Below are 15441 nucleotides of genomic sequence, written 5' to 3'. Positions count from 1 at the left end.
AGATATGGATTTCGATGCTATTGTAATTGGAGGTGGACATGCTGGTATTGAAGCATCCTTAGCTCTTTCAAGATTAAATTTTAAGACGCTTCTAATTACTCAAAATTTAGATACGATTGGTAAACTTTCTTGTAATCCTGCTATTGGTGGACTTGCTAAGGGAAATATGGTGCGTGAAATTGATGCTCTTGGAGGAGAGATGGGATGCCTTGTTGACTTTAGTATGATTCAATTTAGAATTTTAAATAAAAGTAGAGGGCCTGCTGTTCAGGCCCCACGTGCTCAGGCTGATAAATTAGTGTATCAGGTTAAGGCAAAAGAAACATTGGAAAGGCAAATCAATCTTGATCTTTTTCAAGATACCGTTAGTGACTTTTTGCTTAATTCTATGAGGAATAGAATCGAAGGTGTTGTTACAGAGAGGGGTAATAAATTTACATCTCGTGTTGTTGTTCTTACAACCGGAACTTTTCTTAGAGGTAAAATATTTATTGGTGAATATAGAGCTTGTATGGGGAGAATTTCTGAGCCTGCTGCTTATGGTCTTGAAAAAATTTTACTTGAACTTGGATTTGAGATGGGTAGACTTAAGACAGGTACTCCTGCTAGGGTTCATAGAAAGAGTATAAATTTTGCAAAAACAGAAATTCAATTTGGAGATTCTGATATCATTCCTTTTTCTTTTTCAAATACTAAGATAGATAAGGTTCAACTTTCTTGTTACATTACTTATACAAATAAAAAAACTCATGCAATAATTAGTGACAATATGCATCTCTCTCCGCTTTATTCCGGTGAAATTATTGGGAATGGTCCAAGATATTGTCCTTCAATTGAAGATAAGATAGTAAAATTCAAAGATAAAGATAAACATCAAATATTTATTGAACCTGAAGGCTTAAGTACTGAAGAGATGTATCTTAATGGTCTAAGTTCATCTTTACCCGAGGATGTTCAAAAAAGATTGATCAATAGTATTGATGGACTTGAAAATGCCGTTATTACAAGACCTGGATATGCTGTTGAGTATGATTATATTAATCCTATTGAATTATATGCGAGCCTTGAGACTAAAAGAGTTAAGGGACTTTTTGTTGCAGGACAAACTAATGGATCCTCAGGATATGAGGAAGCCGCGGCTCAAGGATTGATGGCTGGAATTAATGCAGCACTTAAGTTGCAGGGGAAAGATCCAATGATACTGCCAAGAACAAGTTCTTATATTGGGGTGCTTATTGATGATCTTGTTACTAAGGGTACTAAGGAACCTTATAGAATGTTTACCTCAAGGGCTGAACATAGGCTTAATTTAAGACATGATACTAGTGATAAGAGGTTGATTAAGTGGGGATATGAAGTTGGGCTGGTTAGTGAGGAAAAATATTCTAGATATTTTTTCAAGGAGAAGCAAGTAGAAGAAATTAAGGAACTTTTGAGGCAGAGGCGTCTTAAGGAAAGGGAAGCTAGTACTTTACAGTTAAAGAAACATATTAGTAAAGATTTTTATCATATTATAAAAGATCCGTATATCCATTTAAGTGATCTTATTGATATAGATCCTAAGTTGAATGCTTCAAAAGTGATTCTTGAACAGGTTGAATTAGATATTAAGTATGAAGGCTACATTAATAGACAAAAAGATTTAATTAGGAAAATGAATAACCTTGAGCTTATTAAATTACCCCTTGATTTCGATTATGAAATCGATGGTTTATCCAGAGAGGCTAGGGAAAAGTTTGTTAAAATTCAGCCAGCTAATCTTGCTCAGGCAAGTAGGATTTCTGGTGTTAGAAATACGGATATTCAAGTTTTACTTATATATTTTTCAAGTCCTAAAAATAAGGTAGTGCTTAATTTGGCTTTATGATGAATGATTTTGAACTTTCTTTGAAAAGTTTAGGAGTGTCTTTTACTTCAAAAAGCATTGATAAATTAAGATTTTATATAGAAAAAGTTTTGTTATTTGGTACTAGGTTTAACTTAGTGTCAAATAATGATCGAAATTTTGATGCAGTGCTTTTACATGTTCTAGATTCTGTAGCTGGATTACCTATTATCAAAGATAAGAATCCACGGCAAGTACTTGATGTAGGTAGTGGAGCTGGATTTCCAGGGATTGTTTTGGCTCTTTTTGATAACTTTAGAAAGTATATTCTTCTTGAACGTAGCAATAAGAAGGCTACTTTTTTAAGGATGATTAGTTTGGAACTTGGTTTAGATAATATTGAGGTATTAGAACATGATGTTGATAAAGAGCAAAATAAATACGAATTTATTACAATCAGGGCTTTTAGAGATATAAGAGAATATGCAAGAATTTTGAAATTGATTTTAAAAGATGGAGGTTTGATTGTGGCTTATAAGGGTAAATTAAATAAGATTAAGTTTGAAGTTAGTCATATTGAAAGCTTGTTTAACAAAATAGAAATAAAATCATCAACAATGAATGATGGTAAAGAGAGAAATTTTCTTTTGCTTTATAAGTAGTGATTTTATTTTTTCGTTTTATCGTTTATATTTTATTTTTGATGAAAAATTTTAGTACGATAGGGGTGGTATGAAAAGTAGTTTTCAAATAGATTCTGAAGTAGAGAATGCATTAGGTTTAATAAATAAGTTTAGAAGAGAAGTCGCAAGTAGAATCCTTGGTCAAAGAGAAATGATAGATGCTATTTTGATGGGAATTTTGACTGAAGGACATGTTTTGCTTGAAGGTGTACCAGGACTTGCTAAAACATTGACGATTCAAACAGTTTCAGATGTTCTTGATCTTGGGTTTAAGAGAGTGCAATTTACCCCGGACCTTTTGCCTTCTGATCTTACAGGTAATATGGTATATAAGAGTACGACAGGGACTTTTAAGGTTAGAAAAGGGCCTGTATTTTCAAATATTATTTTAGCAGATGAAATTAATAGAGCACCTGCAAAGGTTCAATCAGCACTTCTTGAGGCAATGAGTGAGCGTCAAGTAACTCTTGGTGATGAAACACATAAGCTGCCCGATCCATTCTTTGTTCTTGCAACACAAAATCCAATTGAACAAGAGGGGACTTATAATTTGCCAGAAGCTCAACTTGATAGATTTTTGTTAAAAGTTAATGTGAAATATCCTTCTATTCAAGATGAAATTAAGCTTCTTAAAATATTCTCGGTTGATGGCGGACTTGAGAATATTAAAGTTGCAAAAATAATGAATGCTTATTCTTTAGCAGATCTTAAGCGTACAATTGGTAAGGTTAAGGTAGATGATAAGATAATGCTTTATATCGTTACTTTAATAGCAGCTTCTCGTGAAAATGATAAAAAAACTTATCCATTTACTAAATATATTGAATTTGGAGCATCTCCTAGGGCATCACTTAGTTTGCTCAAATGTGCTCGTGTGAATGCCCTGTATGAGGGGCGATTGTTTGTTCTTCCTGAAGATGTTAAGGCGGTAGCTTATAATGTGTTAAGACATAGAATTACTCCATCTTATGAGGCAGAGGTTGAGGAGATGAATACTGATGATATTATTAAGATACTTCTCTCAGCTGTGGCGCTTCCTTAAGGGTTTAAATTTCATATGCAATATGATAATGAATCAAATGCTAGCACTAAAAATAAGATAAAAGCTTTAAAATTTTTCTCCAGAAAAATGCTTTTGGAGCTTAATTTTGGTGGATATCGTTCTATTTTTAAGGGTCTTGGTCTTGAATTTCATGAGTTTAGACCTTATGAGGAGATGGATGATGCTAGATTGATTGATTGGAATGTTAGTTCGAAAACAGATAGTATCTTCTCTAAGGTTTTTAGAGAAGATAAGGGAATGAATCTTCATTTGCTTGTTGATAATTCTCTTTCAATGAGTCTGGGAAGCTTGACTAGTAAAAAAGAAATTCAAGATTTATTAGTTTCTATTTTTGCTCATATGGCATTTTTTAATAATGATAAGATAGGTATAACTTTTTTCTCAAGTGAAACGGATAAGTTTATTTCATCTCGAAAGGGGCATTCACATTTAGGACGAATTTTAAATGAGACAATAAATAGGCGGCTTAAGAGGGGAAGTAATTTAACTTATGTATTTAAAAATACAGCTGAATATTATAAGAAAAGATCTTTAATTATCATTATTTCAGATTTTAAAGCCAGTGATTATTTTAAATCTTTAACTGTTCTTAGTAAACGTCATAATATTATTGCAATAAGGCTTACAGATTTTTTTGATGAAAATCTTCCTCAATATGGAGTTTTAACTTATGAAGATATTGAAACTTGTGAAGATTTTTTGACTTCTGGATTTAGTAAAACGATATTGAATAGTTATAAAAATTATTGGACATTAGATAAAATCAAATGGAGAAAAGAATGCATAAAAAGAGGTATTAATTTTATAGAAATTAGTACGAAAGATGATGTTTTTAGAAAGCTAAAAGCTCTTTTAAAAAAGGAGAATGATATTTGAAAAACATAATTGTCTTTATCATGTCTTTTTTGTCTTTTTATTTATTTTCTTATGAGATAAAAAATGAGATATTTATTCCAACTCGTTATTATGTGGGAGATACTGTTGAGCTTAAATTTTCATTAATTCTTGGTGAAAATGAAAAATTTATCCCTGCTGAATTTGAGGAAATTAAAAATGAGTTCGTTGAGGTTAATTCACTTCTTTACAGGCCTGAGAGCGGTGAGGTAATAATATATTTTGTTTCGTTTTATGTCGGAAGCAATACTCTTCCGCGTATTTATGTTGGAGATATTATCAGCAATGATAAATCTTTTAAATTAATTCTCAATAATGTCAAAATAAATACTAGTAAGTTAATTGCAGATGATGATGTTCTTAAAATTCAAGATATAGAGGGAGTGCTTTTTCTTCCAGGAACAAGTACGTATCTTGTTATTTTTATTTTAGCCCTTGTAGTAGTTCCTTACTTTTTTATTAAATTTTTGAAGCTTGTCAAGCATTTATTAGTGTTTTTAATAATGAAGCATAATTTAAGAAAACCTTATAAAGTGTTTCAGAAACAAATGATTATTTTGTCTAATTATATTAAGAGTGACGAAGAACAGGTTGTTTTTTATAATTTATTGAATTCATCTTTAAGGGTTTATTTATCTAAAAAAACAGGTTTTGATTTTAATGCAATTACTACGACGGAAATTTCTGAAATTTTGCAAAATTTTAACGTTCCTTATGAAATTCGTTCAACTTTTGTTAATATGCTTAGGCTTTCTGATTTTAGTAAATTTAGTGGGATGAATTTATCAGGTGGAAATCTATCACTTGTTTTAGATGATTTAAGGGAAGCAGCTTTTAATTTTGAAGAATTTAATAGAGGTGATAATGTTAACATTTAATGAGCCTTTATATTTATTTTTACTTATAATTCTTCCATTCATAATTTATTTTGGTCATTTTTTTAAGCGTAGAGGAGGAAAAGTTAAATTTCCAATATCTATTTATGGAAACCTTGGTTCTATAAAATTAAGGGATTATGGATTGAATTTGTTATATTTTATAACTTATGCTTTCTTTTATTTAGCAATGACAGTTATGATCTTAACTTTAGCAGGTCCTTCTATTTCGAAGAAGAAAACGACTTATCTTAGTAGTGGAGCTGATATTGTTATTGTTTTGGATATATCTCCTAGCATGGGTGCTATTGAATTTTCATCTAAAAATAGACTTGAATTTGCAAAAGAATTGATTAAATATTTTGTTTATCAGAGAGAAAATGACAATATTGGATTGGTAGCTTTTGCTAAGGAAGCTTCTTTAATAGTTCCACTTACAATTGATAGAGATTTTTTTTCTAAAAAATTAGACGATATTTATATTATGGATCTTGGAAATGGTTCTGCTTTGGGACTTGGTATTTCCATTGCCCTTTCTCATTTAAAGCATTCGGAAGCGCCTAAGAGATCAGTGATTGTTTTAACAGATGGGGTAGTTAATTCAGATGAAGTTTATAAGGATCAGGTAATAAATCTTGCTCAAGGATTAAATGTTAAAATTTACTCTATTGGAATTGGTAGTAGTGAAGAGCTTAGTGTTGGTTTTAAATTGAGATCTGGCAGGTTTTATCAAGGTACTTTAAGAGAGATTTATGATCCTAGTATGCTTTTTGAGATTTCAGGTAAAACAGGAGGACTTTTTTATTCTGTAGGTGATGATTTTTCATTTAAACTTGCAATACAGGATTTTTCGAAAAAGGAAAATGTGGAGAGAAAGGTTAAAATTGCGGTTGATAATGATGATATTTACAATGAATTTTTATTGGTAATATTTTTCTTATTAATCCTTTACTTCATTTTGTCTAAGGTCTTTTTAAAAGAGGTGTTATGAGTATAGGCAATTATTATGCTTTTTACTTGTTTATAATTTTATTTTTAGTTCTTTTTTTATATATCTATAATTTTAGAAAAGCGCTTCCATTGTTTAAGACTTTAAGTCTTATGTATGTTAATAATGCTTACATTAAAAATTATTATATAAAAAAAATTCTTATGATGTTCTTTTTTGTATTGAGTCTGGGTTCTTTAATTGTTTCTATCTTGGATATTTCTTGGGGGCAAAAAGCTACTGAGGATAAAAGATCAAATTTAAGGATATCTTTTGTTGTTGATATTTCTCGTAGTATGTTAACCTTTGATGAAGAAAAATCGATTAACAGACTTGAGAGTGCTAAGAATTTTATTAGTTTGATTTTAAATAATTTTGAGAATGTTGAGTATTCGCTTACTATTTTTAAAGGTAAATCCTTGTTAGTGTTGCCATTTTCTAAGGATAAAGCTAGCTTGCATAAGATATTAAATTATATTGAGCCTAACTTAATAAGTTCTCCTGGTAGTTTTTTAGGTGAAGGAGTTTTTAGTGCCATACAGGGAATAAAAGATGATTCTTATTATAATTTTTTGATAATTTTAACAGATGGAGATGAATGGGGTGAGAATAATTATTATACTTTTCCTAAGTTGATTGATGCACTTAATGTTACAAGCTTTGTAGTTGGTATTGGAAGTGATAAGCCATCGCCTTTGATTGATAATAATTTAAGTGTTAAGGATAAAGATGGCAATGTAGTGAAAGCTGTGCTTGATGAGGATAATTTGTATCTTTTAACGTCTTCTCTTAAGGGTTCTTATTATAATTTATATTTAAAAGGTACTAATTATGTTATTAATGAGATAAGGAATGATATAATGAAAAAAAGTTCAAGTGATATTTTGCTTATTGGTATTCTAAGATATAAGCTTTTTTTAGCTATCTCTTTTTTATTTATAGTATTGTATCTATTTGTTAAGGTCATTAAATGGGACGAAACTTTTTAATTTGTTTTTTAATGAGTTTGATATTTGCATCCTTTTTATCTTGTTCTAATATTAGAGCTATGTCTCTTATGGCCATTGGTAATTATGAATATATTAGAGGCGACTATCAGGGTGCAATTTCCACTTATTATGATCTTATAGATGATAAGCAAGGTACGTCTTGGGGTTATTATAATCTTGGGATTGTATATTATTCTTTAGGAGAGTATGAAAGCTCTCTTCGGATGTTTTCTTACGCAAAAAGAGATAATGATTCCTTTTTGAATTTTAATATAAACTATAATGAGGGTATAATATACTATAATCAAGGACTTTACCGAAAAGCAGAGGTGGCATTTAAGGAAGCTTTAAGGATCAATCCTGCAAGTTATAATGCTAAATATAATCTTGAACTTGCAATAATTAAAAAAAGAAGTATTCCAGATGATTTAGATAGTTTAAGTGTTAAGAGAAGTCAAAATTTTATTGAGAACAATGAAAATTTTTTAAGGTATATTGAAAATCTTGAGAGGGTTTTATGGGTAACAAGATCAGAAGAACAAACTGTGTTTTTACGAGAAGATTGGTGATATCTTTAGTTTTATTTTTTATAAATTTTGAAATTTACTCTTTATCTGGTACCGATTATTTAGTATCAACTAAGGTCCTTCAAGGATCTAAGGTTGTTCATGTGATTAGATTAAATCTATCCCAAGATATTGATGAGTCGTCATTAAAGTTTGAAATAAGTAAAGATATAAATGATAACACCGAAATTGCTTCGATATCAAAAGTACCAGATGGAAATAATATTGTTACAGAAATAAAAATTGAATATGGTTTTGATAAATTGGGATTTGTTAAGATTCCTTCATTAAAAATTGTTTATCTTGGTGAAGTTTATTTAAGTTCAGAGTTTGAAGTGGTTGTTTTAAAAGAAGATGAGTCCCAGTTTTTTGGTTTGCCAGTTAGATTGTATTGGGATTTTGATAAAGAAGAAATTTATGAGTATCAGAGTATTGGGTTTGTTTTGCGTGTCAATTGGCTTGTGAATAACAATTTGAAGTCTATTGCCAGTTCTTTTAACGCTGTTAAAGATGCAATGATTGATAGAACCCCTATATTTGAAAATATTAAGTATAGGACTTTTAATAGTAAAGAAATATTGGATGTACCCCTTTATAACTTTATCTTAACTCCTCTTAGAGGTTCAAAAGGTATTGTTATTCCTAGTGTTTTTTTTAATATAGGTGAAAATGTTGCCCGTATGAGTCCTGGTATTTCTTTAAAAATAAAACCAATACCTGATGAGGTTAAGTCTTTAGCCGTTGGAACTTTTAAAATTGACTATGAATTTCCTAATTCAACTTTAATTAATCAAGATACTTTTACTGTTTTAATAAAAATTACAGGGCAAGGTAATCTTCCACATATTCGTTTTCCAGAAATTGAAACTTATAACTCTAAAGTTATTTATAATAAAAAAAATTATAATTTTGAACCCTCAAAAGATGGGTATAAGGGCAGTATATCTAAGATATATACTCTTAAACCAGATAATAAGGGTAATTTATTCTTAAATATTGGTGATTTTACTTATTTAAATCCTGATGATGGAAAGGTTTATAAACTTGATGGTAAACGACTAAAATATGAATATTATGGGGAATTTAAAAATAATAATGATTCTGGTCAAGAGTTATTGTCAGATTTTAGTTTGCTTTCATACCATGATATTTTAAAACATAGAAATAAAACTTTTTTATTCTTTGTTCCCGTTTATTACTTAATTTTGATACCAGGAATCTTATTTTCTTTAGCTGTTTTTATTAGATATAAAAAGTTCTTTATTGCATCAGGTTGTGGATTAGTTATTTTAATATTAACTCTTGCTGTTAGTCTTAATGCTATGAACGATGGTTCTTTGTCAGAAGATAATATAAATGATTTAATTGAAGATTATAAATCAAAAAATTATGATAATGCTCTTAATAGAGTTGATAATATTCTAAAAAAGAATCCAAGTTATTCAGGACTGTGGTTAAACAGAGCTCTCATTTTGAATAAAATGGATAGATATTTTGATGCAATTTATTCGGCTTATAAGGCATTTTTTACTTCACCAAGTAATGATACCTTTTACAAGGTGATTGATTTTATTGAGGCTAAGAATGGAGTTAATGAAAATATTCGAAACAATAGTTTTGTTTGGTCTAATATTTTTTTTATTATTAGTTTAATTTTAATAAATAGTTTAATAGTGGTTATTTCTTATAAATTTTATGCAAAAAATTTAAAGAGAATTATTTTATTCTTGCTTTTATCTGTAACGTGTTTTACTTTATTTCAAACATATTACTTTTATGTTGACCAGCAGTCTGAGATTGGAATTATTAAAGGTGATCTAGTTTCTCTTTATAAAGTTCCTGATAATTTTTCAAGAAGCTGGCGATTCTTAAACGGGAATATAAGTGTTTATGTACTTAATAGAAAAGATGACTTTGTTCTTATTCAAACAAGCCATGGACTTCAGGGATGGATTTATAAAAACTTTATTGTATCTGTTAAAGATAGTTTAATATAAAGTAAGACCGATCTATTAATTGATTTAAATTATTTTGATATAAGTAGTTATTTTTCTCTATATACTATTCTCCCTTTTGTAAGATCATAAGGTGATAGCTCAACTTTCACTCTATCTCCAGGAACTATTTTTATAAAATGTTTTCTCATCTTTCCAGATAGATGAGCTAAAACTAAATGCCCATTTTTAAGTTCTACCCTAAACATTGTGTTAGGTAGAGATTCTTTAACAATACCTTCAGTTTCAATAGCTTCTTCTTTAGTGTTCAAAATGCCCCCTTGTTATTTATGTAACAGAATAAATTGTACACAATTAGGAATATCATTGCAATTATTTTTTATTAAAAATTAATGTACTAGTTTACATTATATGAGATTGTTTATATAATTACACGGAGTTTTTTAAAAATTGTAATTTATTATAGGGAGGTAATATCATGCAGAAAAGTAATTTTGAGCATGAATTTGTTGAAAAGATGCGAAATTTTCTTTTAGAATCAAAAAAAGAAATATTAAATTCTATAAGATCTGTTGAGGATAGTAAAAGAGAGATCATTAATAATGATATGCATTTAAAGGACATAATTGATATTGCATTTGACAATATGGATGGAAATAATCTTGAAGCTTTAAGTTCAGTTGAGAAAAAAAAACTGCATTTAATAAATCAGGCGCTTTATCGAATTTCCCAAAATACTTATGGTAATTGTTTGGCATGTGATAAGAGTATTACAAGAGAAAGACTTGTGGCTATTCCTTATGCATTTTTATGTATAAGTTGTCAGACTAAAAAAGAAAAAAAGGGCAAGCGATCAATTTAATATTTAATTGTTTAGGATTGTAATTTCTACTCTTCGATTTTTTGATGCTAAAGGAGATGAGTTTGCATACTTAGGTTTTTTGGCACCCCATCCTTTAAAAAATATTTGGTTTTTGTTCTTTACTTTCATTTTTAATAAATAGTTTCCAATTGAATGAGCTCTTTTTTCAGACAATTCTTGCATTTCTTGTTCTGTTCCAAACTTTGCTGTATGTCCTTCTATTAGAATATTGTTGTCTTTAAACTTTTCTAATAAATTGGCTATGTGTTTTAGTTTGTTGTATTCTTTTTTAATGATTTGGAAAGAATCAGGGTAAAATTCAATATCTAAGCTTAATTTGATACCATTTTCGTTTTTCTCTATGTTAATAGAGTCTATCTGTTTTGTGCTAATATATTCTTTAACTTCATGCTCTATTATGTTGTCATTTGGTAGTTCAATAGAGATTATTTTCCCAAATGAGTTTCCAGTCATTTTGATATTATTGTTGTCATTTTGCATTTGAAATTCATATGTATCGTTATATTTATATATGTTTCCTAATTTTGAGTCAAAATAAATTATTTGGTTAACCTTTTGAGAGAATAATATGTTTTTTACGTTATATTTAGATTTATAATTTGAGAGAATTATGTCGTAGTATTTGCCATTTATTTTTTCTTTGCCTTTGTACACATAATTTACATCAAATTTTGTAACAAAATCTTTTATTTCTTGTGAAATCTCAGATGCTTGAATATATTCTTCTGCTGGATATGTCCAAGTTTCATTTACTTTGATGGGTGTTTTTGGGAATCTTGGGATGCCTCTAACAGAAGGTCTTTTTTGAGCATTATTAATTTTATATTCGCCTTGTTTGTTTATGCTAAAATTTCCTTCAAATTCTTCTTTAAGTAAGTAAACGTCGCTCTCATTATCTCTTTTTAACACTCTAAAGTAAGATTTGATATCTGCAAAATTGTTTTTTACGTCTTTTACTTCGCTTGAGACTTGGATATTAGTTTTGGTTTTTGAGTTAAATCTTCCGTTTAGGTAAATTTCTTGATTATCTGTAGTTTCTATTCTGAATTTAGCCCCTTTAGTGTATTTAAATTCTAATATTTCAGATGAAAATGCTAGAGTATTTGCTAAAAATAGTAATATAACAATTTTAATATTCATTTAACGAATTATATCATAATTGAGATTATGTTTTTTGAAAATATTTCATTAAATCTTTTGAATAATGCTTTGTGAGTTTTACATTTTAGTTATAATGATTGTATGTGAACGTTTGTTTTAAGATATTAATTAAATAGTCAATTGTTTTGAGGTATAAAAAATGAAAAGAAAAAGTGGAATTTTGCTAAATATTAGTTCTCTGCCATCTAAATACGGTATTGGTGATTTAGGAAGAGGGGCATATAAATTTATAGATTTTCTTGCCGATTCATCACAAGGTTATTGGCAGATATTGCCTTATTCGCCTCCTAGTTTTTTGGAGTTTCCTTATTCAAGTTATTCTGCATTTGCTGGTAATATCAATTATATTGATTTGAATGCTATTGATAGGTTTATTGATATAGACTTAGGCACTTTTGAATGCTTGGAAGATAGATATGTTGATTATGATAAGTTAAAAGCTAAGGAAGTTATTTTAAGAAATGCTGCTTTGAATTTTTTGCACAGGGCAACAATTGATGAGATTCATGCATTTGAAAAGTTTAAAAAATCAGCTGCTTATTGGCTTTTAGATTTTTCAAGTTTTGTTGCTTTTAAAGAGTACTATTCTAAATTTCAATCTTCACAGGCTTTTAATCTTTTATTTAGTAGAGAAATTTTAAAAAGGGATGCTAAGGCTTTAGCTAAGCTTAGAGAGACACTTGAGGTTGAGATCAATATTCAACAAGTTTTACAATATTTCTTTTTTTCACAATTTAAGGCTTTAAAAAAATATGCTAATAATGCTGGAATTAAAATAGTAAGTGATATTCCTATTTTTGTGTCTTATGATTCTGCTGATGTTTGGGCGCATCAAAAATATTTTAAATTAAGGTTTGATGCAAGTAAAGATAAGGTAACGGGTGTACCCCCTGATTGCTTGTTTAGCAAAAAATATCTTTGGGGTAATGCAGCTTATAATTGGAAAGCTTTAAGAAAAGATGATTATGTATGGTGGATTAATCGTATTGATTTTTTGCGTAAATATGTGGATATTGTTAGAATCGACTATTTTAGGGGATTTGTATCAACTTGGGAGGTTTCTGCAGAAGAATCTTTGTTATTTGGTGGACAATGGGTAAAATGTCCTGGGAAAGATTTTTTTAAACAGGTTCTAAATGAGATTAATGACTTAGAAATTTGGGTTGAAGACCTTGTAAAAGATCGTGGGGATACATTTAGGTTAAGAGATTATTTTGGTTTCCCTGGAACTAAAATGATGCAATGTGCATTTGATTTTGATTCCGCAAATATATATCTTCCCCATAATTATATAAGAAATTGTGTTGTTTATACAGGTACTCATGAGAGTAATACTATTCGTGGATTTATTAACTCTGTTGATAATGAGCATAAAAAATATATTTTTGATTATTTCAATACTAGTGAAAATGCTATTGTTTGGGATATGATAAGGGGGGCGATGGCTAGTGTTGCAAATAGTGTAATAATTCCAATGAAAGATTATCTTGATTTGGTAGCTGATTTTAGTATGAATATATCTGATGCAATGCTTAACAATTTTAGAATATTAAGTGGTGATTTGAGTGACGATTTAAGCAAAAAGATAAGTGACATTACAAAACTTTATGGAAGAACTTAATAGGAACTTCAATAATTTGTTAAAATGATATTTGTTTTTTAATATTTATTTTTAAGTTTATTTTAAAAAAGGCTGGATGTTATTTATATGAAACTTAATACATGTATAATGCTTTTGTATATAATTTGCTTGTTGTTTTCTTATTTTTTCTTGTGTTTTCATTTGCATTCATTAGATGAGATTAAATATTTTAAGAATAGTGATTTATTTTTTATTAATAAAGGTGCTTTATATAAAAAACATAATGATGTGATATTTAAGGTTGAACCTAAGGGGCTAGAGACCAGATGGATATATCCGTTTGCAAGACCTGTGTCTAAGAGAATAACTTCTATTTATGAAGATTTTTATTCTTCAAATTCCCTTTTGACAACTAATGACTCTGTTTATGTTTCTCATAATTATTTTAAAAGTTTTATAAAATTAGTTGACAATGAGAAGTTTAATAAAAATTCTTACATTACATCAAGTGCATTATCTCGAGGAGAATATAAGCGTATTGCTGTTGGTACTTCTAATAGTGGAATTTATTTAAGTGTTAATGATAATTTGGATTTTAAGAGCCTAAATTCTTTAATTTCTAAGACATATCTGGGTGCTGGTTATTATGATATGGTTAGTGCAATAGAGTTTTCAAGAAACAATGCAAATGAGTTGTACTTTTCCTGTGGAATTTATGGGGATATTATTTTAATTAATACAACTCTAGGGGTTGTTAGGAAGTTGGACTTTCCTTTTAAAAAACAGATAGTGCGTATTATTGATTTATCGGATGCAAAAATAGAAAAACTTTTAGTTAGAACTTATGATAATCATTTTTATTCCTATGTTGATGGCAAATGGACTTTTGATGGTCAATTTTCTGTGTATGGAGAAAATTCTATTGAAAAATTAGAAAGAATGCATCTTGCTTCTAATAAGGGGTCAATTTATTTAACGGCTTACACTCTTCGAAGCAAAACAGCTATTGATGAGAGATTTGAGTTTATAAAAAGATTAGGCATGAATGCTGTTATTATTGACTTTAAAGATGATAGTGGTATTTTAACTTATGCAAGTAAATTAGCTTTGCCAAACAAGATAAAGGCTGTTAAGAATTTGATAGATGTTCCTTATATTTTAAATAAAGCAAGGGAACTTGGAATATATGTTATTGCACGAGTTGTTGTGTTTAAAGACGCTAAACTTTATTTTTATAATAATTATGAGTATGCTCTTTGGAATAAGAAGACCAATCAGCCTTGGGCAAACCTTGTAAAGGTTGAGCATGGTGATTCTTTTAAATTTGTTCAAAAGGAACATTGGGTAGATCTCTTCTTGCAAGGTACGTGGGATTATAATTTATCTATTGCAAAAGAAATTCAGTCTCTTGGAGTTGATGAGATTCAGTTTGATTATATTAGATTTCCAACAGATGGCCCTGTGTCTCTTATAACTTCAAGATTTAATAAATATAAGATGCGCGCGATTGATGCTCTTGAATCTTTTTTAATTATGGCTAGAAAAAATATTTCTATTCCTATTTCTGTTGACATTTACGGAAATAATGGATGGTTTATTACAAATAGTATTGGTCAAAATATTTCTATGATTGCGGATTATGTTGATGTTATTTCTCCAATGTTCTATCCTTCTCATTATACTAATGATTTTTTAAAGAATGAGTTATACTATACTACGAGAGCTTATAAAATTTATAGGGAAGGAAGTAATAGAGCGGCTGTATTTTCTTCAGGTAAGGTTATAATTAGACCTTATGTTCAAGCTTTTTTGCTTGGTTCTGAACGCCGCGTGAGTAAAGAAGTTTATTTAAAATATTTTTCTCATCAATTAAGAGGCGTTAAGGAATCTTTAGGTAATGGCTTTAGTTTATGGAATGCATCTAATATTTACTATATGGTTAAGAGTGATTTAAGCGAATTTTTAAATTTTTCTTAA

At 29.0% G+C, this 15441-nt stretch carries 14 protein-coding genes; 12 read left to right on the top strand and 2 right to left on the bottom strand.

From position 1 onward, the window contains the following. The first annotated feature begins 4 nt into the window (after positions 1 to 4). The 9 genes from mnmG to bvRMA01_RS00820 all read left to right on the top strand — a co-directional run bounded on the left by mnmG (position 5) and on the right by bvRMA01_RS00820 (position 9880). The gene (mnmG, locus tag bvRMA01_RS00860; protein WP_247032390.1) at positions 5 to 1867 is read left to right on the top strand and encodes a tRNA uridine-5-carboxymethylaminomethyl(34) synthesis enzyme MnmG; all 1863 of its coding nucleotides are present in this window, start codon (positions 5 to 7) and stop codon (positions 1865 to 1867) included. Further along, complete coding sequence (rsmG, locus tag bvRMA01_RS00855; protein ID WP_247031515.1) at positions 1864 to 2487, top strand: 16S rRNA (guanine(527)-N(7))-methyltransferase RsmG; 624 nt, start codon at positions 1864 to 1866, stop codon at positions 2485 to 2487. Before mnmG ends, rsmG begins: the two co-directional genes overlap by 4 nt. 70 nt (positions 2488 to 2557) lie before the next feature. Then, positions 2558 to 3550 carry an AAA family ATPase gene (locus bvRMA01_RS00850; protein WP_011772132.1) on the top strand — a complete coding sequence of 331 codons (993 nt, stop codon included), beginning with the start codon at positions 2558 to 2560 and terminating at the stop codon, positions 3548 to 3550. Positions 3551 to 3565: 15 nt separating this feature from the next. Further along, positions 3566 to 4447: a DUF58 domain-containing protein gene (locus bvRMA01_RS00845; protein WP_247031512.1), complete on the top strand. Its 882-nt coding sequence runs from the start codon at positions 3566 to 3568 to the stop codon at positions 4445 to 4447. Further along, entirely contained in the window at positions 4444 to 5343 is a 900-nt protein-coding gene (locus tag bvRMA01_RS00840) for a hypothetical protein (RefSeq protein WP_247031510.1), read from the top strand. Before bvRMA01_RS00845 ends, bvRMA01_RS00840 begins: the two co-directional genes overlap by 4 nt. Beyond that, positions 5330 to 6331 (top strand): vWA domain-containing protein, encoded by a 1002-nt coding sequence (locus bvRMA01_RS00835; RefSeq protein ID WP_041178422.1) that lies wholly within the window; start codon positions 5330 to 5332, stop codon positions 6329 to 6331. The genes bvRMA01_RS00840 and bvRMA01_RS00835 overlap by 14 nt, the downstream gene beginning before the upstream one ends. Next, the gene (locus bvRMA01_RS00830; protein ID WP_011772128.1) at positions 6328 to 7317 is read left to right on the top strand and encodes a vWA domain-containing protein; all 990 of its coding nucleotides are present in this window, start codon (positions 6328 to 6330) and stop codon (positions 7315 to 7317) included. The genes bvRMA01_RS00835 and bvRMA01_RS00830 overlap by 4 nt, the downstream gene beginning before the upstream one ends. After that, complete coding sequence (locus bvRMA01_RS00825) at positions 7299 to 7886, top strand: tetratricopeptide repeat protein (RefSeq protein ID WP_247031508.1); 588 nt, start codon at positions 7299 to 7301, stop codon at positions 7884 to 7886. Before bvRMA01_RS00830 ends, bvRMA01_RS00825 begins: the two co-directional genes overlap by 19 nt. After that, positions 7835 to 9880 (top strand): hypothetical protein, encoded by a 2046-nt coding sequence (locus bvRMA01_RS00820; RefSeq protein WP_247031506.1) that lies wholly within the window; start codon positions 7835 to 7837, stop codon positions 9878 to 9880. Before bvRMA01_RS00825 ends, bvRMA01_RS00820 begins: the two co-directional genes overlap by 52 nt. 47 nt (positions 9881 to 9927) lie before the next feature. Here the strand turns inward: bvRMA01_RS00820 and infA are convergent, their stop codons facing one another. Further along, positions 9928 to 10149 carry a translation initiation factor IF-1 gene (gene infA / locus bvRMA01_RS00815; RefSeq protein WP_011772125.1) on the bottom strand — a complete coding sequence of 74 codons (222 nt, stop codon included), beginning with the start codon at positions 10147 to 10149 and terminating at the stop codon, positions 9928 to 9930. Positions 10150 to 10316: 167 nt separating this feature from the next. On the opposite strand from infA, the gene bvRMA01_RS00810 reads away from it, so the two are divergent. After that, positions 10317 to 10700, top strand: coding sequence for a TraR/DksA family transcriptional regulator (locus tag bvRMA01_RS00810; protein WP_011772124.1), 384 nt, complete (start codon positions 10317 to 10319; stop codon positions 10698 to 10700). Between the two features lie 3 nt (positions 10701 to 10703). Here the strand turns inward: bvRMA01_RS00810 and bvRMA01_RS00805 are convergent, their stop codons facing one another. Then, entirely contained in the window at positions 10704 to 11861 is a 1158-nt protein-coding gene (locus bvRMA01_RS00805; protein WP_247031504.1) for an OmpA family protein, read from the bottom strand. A 160-nt stretch (positions 11862 to 12021) separates the two neighbouring features. On the opposite strand from bvRMA01_RS00805, the gene malQ reads away from it, so the two are divergent. Beyond that, positions 12022 to 13503, top strand: coding sequence for a 4-alpha-glucanotransferase (gene malQ / locus bvRMA01_RS00800; RefSeq protein WP_247031502.1), 1482 nt, complete (start codon positions 12022 to 12024; stop codon positions 13501 to 13503). Positions 13504 to 13590: 87 nt separating this feature from the next. Beyond that, entirely contained in the window at positions 13591 to 15441 is a 1851-nt protein-coding gene (locus bvRMA01_RS00795) for a putative glycoside hydrolase (RefSeq protein WP_433996708.1), read from the top strand.

This window comes from Borrelia venezuelensis, assembly GCF_023035835.1.
GTDB lineage: Bacteria > Spirochaetota > Spirochaetia > Borreliales > Borreliaceae > Borrelia > Borrelia turicatae.
This window is presented reverse-complemented; position numbering and strand designations above follow the sequence as displayed.

Coding starts and splice junctions, on each gene's coding strand:
- bvRMA01_RS00835 (WP_041178422.1), top strand. CDS start 5,330: ATGTTAACATTTAATGAGCCTTTATATTTATTTTTACTTATAATTCTT.
- bvRMA01_RS00810 (WP_011772124.1), top strand. CDS start 10,317: ATGCAGAAAAGTAATTTTGAGCATGAATTTGTTGAAAAGATGCGAAAT.
- rsmG (WP_247031515.1), top strand. CDS start 1,864: ATGATGAATGATTTTGAACTTTCTTTGAAAAGTTTAGGAGTGTCTTTT.
- bvRMA01_RS00850 (WP_011772132.1), top strand. CDS start 2,558: ATGAAAAGTAGTTTTCAAATAGATTCTGAAGTAGAGAATGCATTAGGT.
- malQ (WP_247031502.1), top strand. CDS start 12,022: ATGAAAAGAAAAAGTGGAATTTTGCTAAATATTAGTTCTCTGCCATCT.
- bvRMA01_RS00825 (WP_247031508.1), top strand. CDS start 7,299: ATGGGACGAAACTTTTTAATTTGTTTTTTAATGAGTTTGATATTTGCA.
- mnmG (WP_247032390.1), top strand. CDS start 5: ATGGATTTCGATGCTATTGTAATTGGAGGTGGACATGCTGGTATTGAA.
- bvRMA01_RS00805 (WP_247031504.1), bottom strand. CDS start 11,861: ATGAATATTAAAATTGTTATATTACTATTTTTAGCAAATACTCTAGCA.
- bvRMA01_RS00830 (WP_011772128.1), top strand. CDS start 6,328: ATGAGTATAGGCAATTATTATGCTTTTTACTTGTTTATAATTTTATTT.
- bvRMA01_RS00845 (WP_247031512.1), top strand. CDS start 3,566: ATGCAATATGATAATGAATCAAATGCTAGCACTAAAAATAAGATAAAA.
- bvRMA01_RS00820 (WP_247031506.1), top strand. CDS start 7,835: ATGGGTAACAAGATCAGAAGAACAAACTGTGTTTTTACGAGAAGATTG.
- bvRMA01_RS00795 (WP_433996708.1), top strand. CDS start 13,591: ATGAAACTTAATACATGTATAATGCTTTTGTATATAATTTGCTTGTTG.